This is a genomic window from Pseudomonas sp. DrBHI1, from assembly GCF_002205115.1.
Classification (GTDB): Bacteria; Pseudomonadota; Gammaproteobacteria; order Pseudomonadales; family Pseudomonadaceae; genus Aquipseudomonas; species Aquipseudomonas mosselii.
Genome location: NZ_NIBE01000042.1, coordinates 1 through 8,302 on the forward strand (window position 1 = coordinate 1; position 8,302 = coordinate 8,302).

An 8,302-nucleotide genomic window follows, 5' to 3' on the forward strand; every position below is an offset into this window, starting at 1 on the left:
GGTGTCGCGCCCGCCGCCGCCAATGAGCACATCGTTGCCCGCGCCGCCGACCAGCACGTCATTGCCAGCACCGCCCTGCAGCCGATCGTCACCGCCCAGGCCAAACAACCACTGACCCTGGTTGCCCGCCACCAGTTGGTCGCCAGCCTGGGTGCCGTTGAGCGAAGACGCGTAGGGCGTGACCTTGCCGCTCTCGAACAGCCCCTGCGCCGCGACCCCATGGCTGACCTCCTTGCTGAAGATCAGCAGGCTCGACTCCTTGCTCACCAGGTTCTCGACATTGCGCACCAGGCTGATGCCGCCCTGGGCGTCGCGCACGTACAGCGTGCCCTCGCCGTCCCGGGCGATGCTCAGGTTGGCCAGGGCGTCCTGCAGCTTCAGGGTGTCATGGCCGGCGCCGCCGTCGATCAGGTTGAAGCCGCCGTCGTCGCGGAAGGTGTCATTGCCGGCCCGCCCCTCAAGGTAGTCGTTGCCACGCCCGCCGTGGATCAGGTCATCCTGGTCGGAGCCGATGATGAAGGTGCTGCCTTTGTGCGGCTCGGCATTGCGGTTGAGGTCCTCGACCCAGGTCGAGCCACGGGTGACATCGGACAGGTTGCTGACCACGATGGTCGAGTCGCGGCTGGTCCATTGATAGAACGACGACCCCAGCACCCGACCAAGGCCATCGGCGTAGGCCGTCGGCAGGTGCGACAACCAAGTGGCGATGTTGCCGATGGAGAACGGCAGCAGGTTCCAGGCGTCGGAGGCGTAGTGGTCATTGAAGTTGACAATGTTGTTGGTGGCCGAGGCCTTGGCGCCGTCGTGCACGCCCAGGGTGCCCCAGGTTGCCGAGGTGCCGTCGAGCACGCGGAACACCGGGTCGTTCTCATAGCCGATATTGAGCACCTTGCTGGCGTCGGCGGCCTGGGTCGGCGAGGCGAAGGCGACGTAACGCGCATCCTGGTAGAAGCCGCCCCAGCGCGAGCCGCTGAGATCGGCCAGGCTGTTGACCGCCAGGCCGCCTAGGCTGTGACCACTGACGGTGACATCGGCGCCGCTCAGGCCGTTGGCCTTGGCGAAGGCCGCCACATCGGCGAGCAGTTGCCCGAATGCGTTACCGGCGTAGTCACGGGCATAACCGGCCGGGCCGATCGCCGCCAGCAGGTCGTTGATGGCGTCACCGATGGTGTCACCCAGCAGGTTCTCACGCGGGCCGCTGGTGCCGCGGAAGGCGATGCCGATGCCGCTGAGCTGGCCGGCGGCATCGTAGCGCCCAAGGATTTCCACCTGTGCCGAGGTGTAGCCCGGCGCTTCGCCATGGAATGTGCCGCGGGCGTCGGTCTTGCCCTGGTAGCCCAGCTGCGCCGCGCTGATCGGCGTCCAGCCGGCGGCCTTGACCTGCGCCAGGGCCCGGGCTTCGGAGTCAGGGTTCCAGGGGATGCCGGGAATGACGCCCTGGCTGTCGGTGCCGCCGATCAGCGCCTTGACCAGGGTGGCCGGCAGGCCCAGGCCAAAACCATACTTCTGGTAGCCGGCGCTGAAGCCATCGTCGATGCCATGGTAGGCATAGGTGGCCAGGGCCATGGCATCTTTATAGAGCGAGGAGGAGGCAGTGCTGTCGAGCTGTCGGTAATCGAAAACGGGCATTGGTTTACATCCCTGTTGTTCTTGTAGGAAGGACACCCCAGCGACATCGTCCAGTGACACAACTGGCGGGCGAAAGGCAAAGCTGGCACGCATTTGCCGAGTCGTCCAACCCCAAGGGGTGACTACCCTGCCAAACATGCGGGCGAAAAACCTGTACATGCATACAGATAAAGCTTGCCTGCACGCCCTGGCTTGCGCATCCTAGTGCCCATCTTCCGCGATCAAGCGTTCCGGCCATGCGCCTCTTTCTCTGCGAAAAACCCTCCCAGGCAAAAGACATCGCCAAGGTCCTCGGCGCCCAGCGGCGTGGCGACGGCTGCTGGCAAGGCACCGATGTTTGCGTGACCTGGTGCATCGGCCACCTGCTCGAGACCGCCCCACCAGACAGCTACGACGAGCGCTACAAGCGCTGGGTCCTCGAGGACCTGCCGATCATCCCGCAAAAGTGGAAGATGACCGTCAAGCCCAAGACCGCCAGCCAGTACAGGGCGGTCAAGCGCCTGCTCGGCGAGGCCCGCGAACTGGTGATCGCCACCGACGCCGACCGCGAGGGCGAGATGATCGCTCGTGAACTGGTCGAGCATTGTCGCTACCGGGGGCCGATCCAGCGTCTGTGGCTGTCGGCGCTGGACGATGCCTCGATCCGCAAGGCGCTGGGCCGCCTGCTGCCGGGCCAGGAGACCTTCAGCCTGTACCATTCGGCCCTCGGCCGCTCGCGGGCCGACTGGCTGATCGGCATGAACATGAGCCGCCTGTTCACCCTGCTCGGCCGCCAGTCCGGCTATCAGGGCGTGCTGCCGGTAGGCCGGGTGCAGACACCGACGCTGCGCCTGGTGGTGGACCGCGACCGCAGCATCGCCGACTTCGTGCCGGTGCCTTTCTGGGCCATCGAGGTGCAACTGGAAAGCACCGGCAGCGTGTTCAACGCCCAGTGGCGCGCGCCGGAGGACGCCTGCGACGACCAGGGTCGCTGCCTGAGGCAGGACCTTGCCCAGCTGGCGGCCGCCGACATGCAGGCGGCCGCCAGCGCCCGGGTGCGCAAGATCGCCACCGAACGCGTGCGCGAGGTGGCTCCCCTGCCCTTCGACCTCGGCACCCTGCAGGAGGTGTGCTCGAAGAAGCTCGGCCTCGGCGCCCAGGAGACCCTGGACATCGCCCAGGCCCTGTACGAGACCCACAAGCTCATCACCTACCCACGCAGCGACAGCGGCTACCTGCCTCTCAGCCAGCACGGCGAGGCCGCTGGCATCCTCGCCGTGCTTCAGCGTGCCGACGACAGCCTCGCGCCGCTGCGGCCGCACCTGGACCCGGGTCGCCGCTCGCGCGCATGGAACGACCAGAAGGTCAGCGCCCACCACGGCATCATCCCCACCGCCGCCGCCAGCGACCCGGCGCGCCTGCCGCCCAAGTACAAGGCGGTGTATACCCTGATCCGCGCCCGTTACCTGGCGCAGTTCCTGCCCAACCACGAGTACGACCGCACCCAGGCCGAGTTCGATTGCGCCGGTCATGCGCTGCGGGCGGTGGGCAAGCAGATCGTCGAGCCGGGTTGGCGCCGGGCGCTGCCCGAGGCACTGACCCCAACCAAGGGTCGCGAGGCGCCACCGGCCCAGGTGCTGCCGGCGCTGCGCGAAGGCCAGGACTGCGCAGTGCGAGACCTGCAGTTGAAGGACCTGTGGACCCAGCCGCCCAAGCCCTTTACCGAAGGCGACCTGATCAAGGCGATGAAGAACGTCGCCAAGCTGGTCGACGACCCTCGGCTGAAACAGAAGCTCAAGGAAACCACTGGCATCGGCACCGAGGCCACCCGGGCCAGCATCATCCAGGGCCTGCTCGACCGTGGCTACCTGGTCAAGAACGGCAAGGCGCTGTCGGCCACGCCCGCCGCCTTCAGCCTGATCGACGCCGTGCCGCGGGCCATTGCCGACCCCGGCACCACGGCGATCTGGGAACAGGCGCTGGACATGGTGCAGAGCGGCGAGATGAGCCTGGACGAGTTCGTCACCCGCCAGTCGGCCTGGATGGGCATGCTGGTGCAACGGTGCAGCGGCCTGCGCCTGACCATCAGCGGGCCGGCAGCGGGCAAGGCGGCGGCGCCTTGGAAGAAGAAGCGCAAGGGTGCCGCCAAGGGCAAGACAGCAGCCAGCAAGCCCCGACAGCCGCGGCGCAAGGCATCTACATAAGGTAGACGAGCTCCAGCTCAACCTGTGGGAGCGGCCTTGCGTCGCGAAAGGGGCGCGCAGCGGCCCCAGGATCTCAGCGCTAGATAGAGAATGTCAGGGGCCGCTCTGCGACCCTTTCGCGACGCAAGGCCGCTCCCACAGAAAACGCGTAAATACCGACCGTCATGCTAGGCACCTCATCTTAAGAAGACTGGCGCTATGAAAACCCTCTGCTATTTTTTCATGAAAATAATCAGAAAAAATTTCACGAGGCCCCGGCATGTTCAAGCAATCCGCCCAGCACGTCGCCAGCTATTACGCCCGCACCTACCCCGCCACCATCCCCCTGCGCCCTACCCTGCAGGGCACCCACGACACCGACATCCTGATCGTCGGTGCCGGCTTCAGCGGCCTGCACACGGCCCTGCGCCTGACACTGGCCGGCCAGCGCGTGACCCTGCTGGAAGCCAGCCGGGTGGCCTGGGCCGCGTCGGGCCGCAACGGTGGCCAGGCCTTGCTGGGCTGGTCGTGCGACATGCCCCCGCTGGAGCGAGCCCTGGGCCTGGAACGCAGCCGACGCCTGTGGGACAGCATGTGCTGGGCCGCCCGCGAGCTGCGTGAACTGCCCCAGCGCCATGGCTTTGACGTCGACTATCGCCTGGGCAGCCTGTGGACCGCCGTACTGCCACGCCGGGTAAAACTGCTGGAGGAGGCCCGGCGTGAAGCACAGGAGAAGTTCGACTACGACTGCCTGCGCCTGATCGGCCGCGAGGAATTGCCCGAGTGGATCGACAGCACCCGTTATCAGGCCGCGCTGTACGACCCCAATGGCGCCCACCTCAACCCACTGAAACTGGCCCAGGGCCTGGCCGGTGTGATCGAGGCGAACGGCGGGCAGATCTACGAGCAGAGCCAGGTACTCGACTACCACGAACACGCCGATGGCTTCGTCGTCCGCACCGATCAGGGCGAGGTGCGCAGTCGCGTACTGGTGCTGGCCTGCAACGCCTATATCGACCGGCTCGACCGTGCCCTGTCACGGCGCCTGTTGCCGGTGGGCTCCTACCAGGTGGCCACGGCGCCGCTGGACGCCGAGTTCGCCGCCTCGCTGCTGCCACGCAACAGCTGCGTGATCGACAACCAGTTCGTTCCCGACTACTTCCGCCTGACACCCGACCATCGCCTGCTTTTCGGGGGCGGCTGCACCTACCTGGGCGGCATCCCCAAGGACGTCGCCAGCGCCACACGACCCTACCTGGAACGGGTGTTCCCGCAGTTGCGTGGGGTGGCCATCGAACATGCCTGGGGCGGCCATATCGACTGCAGCATCCAGCGCACCCCGGATATCGGCCGTCAGGGCCAACGCTACTGGCTGCAAGGATTCTCCGGGCACGGGGTGCTGCCGACCCTGGCCGGCGCACGCGCCGTCAGTGACGCGATTCTAGGTGACGACGATCTGCTCGCGCTTTACCAGAGTATCGACAATGGCCGCTTCCCTGGCGGCGACCTGCTGGCCGCGCCCCTGGAAGCAGCCGCCAAAGCCTGGTACAGGATGCGCGACCATGTCTGAACCGATCGACGACAACCAAGGCCTGGCGCGACTGGTGCGCGACCTGCGCAAGCACCGTGGGCTGACCCTTGACGAGCTGGCCGGCCGGGTCAAGCGCTCGCTGGGCTTTCTCTCCCAGGTCGAGCGCGGCCTCTCACGCCCCACGGTGGCCGACCTCACCGCCATCAGCGAGGCGCTGCAGGTCCCCACCACCTACTTCTACCAGGCCGTGCCGCCCCGGGCGCTCGACTGGGTCACCCGTCCCGGCGAGCGACGTACCCTGTACTACGCCGCCGGGATCACCGACGTGCTGGTCTCGCCGACCCTCACCGGCCGCTTCGCCATGCTCGAAAGCCACCTGGCGCCCGGCGCCAGCAGTGGCGAGGGGCATCTGGACGACAGCTCGGAACAGGGTGGTTTCGTACTCGAGGGCGAACTGACCCTGTGGCTCGAAGGCCAGGAAGATGCCGTCACCCTGTACCCCAACGACAGCTTCCAGCTGCCACCCCACAGCCAGTTCCGCTACGCCAACCTGACCGCCCGAACGACCCGGGTTCTCTGGGTCTTCCGTTGAGAGCATGCCCATGACAAGTACAACAGGCTTCCCCGATCTGCTCAGCGAAGTACGCGCCTTCCGTACACGACACCCCGAGGTGCGCTACGTCGACTTGATCAGCCTGGACATCCCCGGGCACTTCTACGGCAAGCGTTACCCGATCGACATGCTGGAAAAGGTGGCCGCCGGCAGCCCGCTCAAGCTGCCGCAGAACTGCGTGCTGCTTGGCGTGCAGGGCGGGCTGTTCCCCATCGGCGACTACTGCTTCAACGACGGTGACCCGGACGCCCCGCGCCGCCTGGTGCCTGATACGCTGAAGCCGGTTAATTGGGAGCGCGAGCCGCTGGGACAGATGCTGATCACCTCGGACGGCACCGCGGCGCCCATCGAGTTCGAGCCCCGCGAGGTGCTGGCCCGCGTCCTGCAGCGCCTCGAACGCCGGGGCATCCGCCCGGTGGTGGCGTTCGAACTGGAGTTCTACCTGTTCGACCGGGCGCTGAAGGACGGTCTGCCGCAGTTCCCCCGCGATCCGGCCAGTGGCGATGCCGACGACCAGCCGAACATGCATATCGAGCGTCTTTCGCGGTTTTCCGATGTGTTACGCGAGATGGTCGAGACCGCCAATGCCCAGGGCGTGGACGCCAATGTCATCACCGCCGAGCTGGGCCCTGGCCAGTTCGAGATCAATTTCGCTCACTGCGACGACGGTCTGCGCGCCGCCGACTGGGCGGCGCTGTTCTGTCGCAGCACCCGTGGCGTGGCGCTCAAGCATGGGCTGCGTGCGTCGTTCATGAGCAAGCCCTACCTCCACGCGCCGGGCAGCGGCATGCATGTGCATGTCAGCCTCTACGACGCGGCCGGCAACAACCTGCTCGCCGCCGACGCCCAGCGCCCGCTGCGCCACGCCGTGGCCGGCTGCCTGGCGCTGCTGCCGCACTGTATGCCGGTGTTCGCGGCCAACCACAACGCGTTTCGTCGCTATGGCGCCATGGTCAACGCCGCCAGCCGTGCAAGCTGGGGCTTCGAGGACCGCGACGCCTGCATTCGTATCCCCGAATCGGATCCGCGCAACCTGCGGATCGAACACCGGCTGGCCGGGGCGGATGCCAATCCATATCTGGTGCTGGCGGCGATACTCTGCGGCATGGAGCATGGGCTGGATGCCGCGCAGGAGCCGATCGCGCCGCTGAACGAAGATCGAGGCAGCGGGATCGATTTCCCCAAGGACATGCTCGGCGCGGTGGCGGCCATGCGCGGACACCCGGCAGTCAACGAAGGGCTGGGCGCAGAGTTCGTGATGGTCTATTGCGAGAACAAGCGCCAGGACCATCTGGCGTTTCTGCAGGAGGTCAGTGCGCGGGAGTATCGCTGGTTCCTGTAGGCTCTGTTGCTGCCTCTTCGCGGGTTTACCCGCGAAGAGGCTGGCACTGGAATCACGCGCCGCCCAGGATTACCATGCACCACCTCTAGCGCGGCCTTTTGCCGCACCCCGCCTTCCAGCCTGCGCACACCCCATGCCCTTCGAACTCACCGTAGAACCGCTCACCCTGCTGATCCTCGCCCTGGTCGCCTTCGTCGCCGGCTTCATCGACGCCATTGCCGGCGGCGGCGGGCTGCTGACGACCCCGGCGCTGCTCACTGCCGGCATGCCGCCGCACCTGGTGCTGGGCACCAACAAGCTCAGCTCGACCTTCGGCGCCGCCACCGCCAGCATCACCTACTACCGGCGCAAGCTGTTCCACCCGGCGCAGTGGCGCCTGGCGATCGTCGGCACCCTGGCAGGCGCGCTGATCGGCGCGGTGGTGGCCCACTACATGCCTGCCGAATGGTTGAACAAGATGCTGCCGGTGATCGTCTTTGCCTGTGGCGTCTACCTGCTGTTCGGCGGCACGCCCAAGGCGCCTCTGGACGCCGAGGCGCCGATCAGGAAGAAGTGGCAGTTCCCGCAAGGTTTCACCCTGGGCTTCTATGACGGCGTCGCCGGGCCCGGCACCGGTGCCTTCTGGACCGTTAGCACGTTGCTGCTCTATCCCATCGACCTGGTTCGCGCCAGTGGCGTGGCGCGTAGCATGAACTTCGTCAGCAACATCGCGGCGCTGACGGTGTTCATCATTTCCGGACAGGTGGATTACATCGTTGGCCTGTGCATGGGGGTGTCGGTGATGATCGGGGCGTTCTTCGGGGCGCGTACTGCGATCAGTGGGGGGAGCAGGTTTATTCGGCCGGTGTTTATTGCCGTGGTGTTGGCGTTGACTGTGCGGTTGGCTTGGCAGCATTGGTTTGGGTAGGGCTTGGGCTTGGGCTTGGGCTTGGGGGCGATTGTTTTGATTTTTGTATGCGCATTCGTAGAAGATAACGACATTTAGTCACCTTTCCGCCCTTACGGCGGCCTACTTTTCTCGTGGG

General features: G+C 66.4%; 6 protein-coding genes. 5 read left to right on the forward strand and 1 reads right to left on the reverse strand.

All coding sequences use genetic code 11. The annotated features are described in order from the left end of the window. Window positions 1-1,629: polyurethanase (locus tag CC207_RS06690; protein WP_088851771.1), on the reverse strand; the 1,629-nt coding region annotated here is incomplete at its 3' end. A 236-nt stretch (window positions 1,630-1,865) separates the two neighbouring features. On the opposite strand from CC207_RS06690, the gene CC207_RS06695 reads away from it, so the two are divergent. The 5 genes from CC207_RS06695 (at window position 1,866) to CC207_RS06715 (ending at window position 8,184) form a co-directional block, all read left to right on the forward strand. Continuing rightward, window positions 1,866-3,812 (forward strand): DNA topoisomerase III, encoded by a 1,947-nt coding sequence (locus CC207_RS06695; RefSeq protein WP_088851772.1) that lies wholly within the window; start codon window positions 1,866-1,868, stop codon window positions 3,810-3,812. A 259-nt stretch (window positions 3,813-4,071) separates the two neighbouring features. After that, window positions 4,072-5,361 (forward strand): FAD-binding oxidoreductase, encoded by a 1,290-nt coding sequence (locus CC207_RS06700; protein ID WP_088851773.1) that lies wholly within the window; start codon window positions 4,072-4,074, stop codon window positions 5,359-5,361. After that, entirely contained in the window at window positions 5,354-5,914 is a 561-nt protein-coding gene (locus CC207_RS06705) for a helix-turn-helix domain-containing protein (RefSeq protein WP_069017323.1), read from the forward strand. The genes CC207_RS06700 and CC207_RS06705 overlap by 8 nt, the downstream gene beginning before the upstream one ends. A 10-nt stretch (window positions 5,915-5,924) precedes the next feature. After that, window positions 5,925-7,277 carry a glutamine synthetase family protein gene (locus tag CC207_RS06710; RefSeq protein ID WP_069017322.1) on the forward strand — a complete coding sequence of 451 codons (1,353 nt, stop codon included), beginning with the start codon at window positions 5,925-5,927 and terminating at the stop codon, window positions 7,275-7,277. Window positions 7,278-7,410: 133 nt separating this feature from the next. After that, entirely contained in the window at window positions 7,411-8,184 is a 774-nt protein-coding gene (locus CC207_RS06715; RefSeq protein WP_088851774.1) for a TSUP family transporter, read from the forward strand. Window positions 8,185-8,302: the final 118 nt, after the last annotated feature.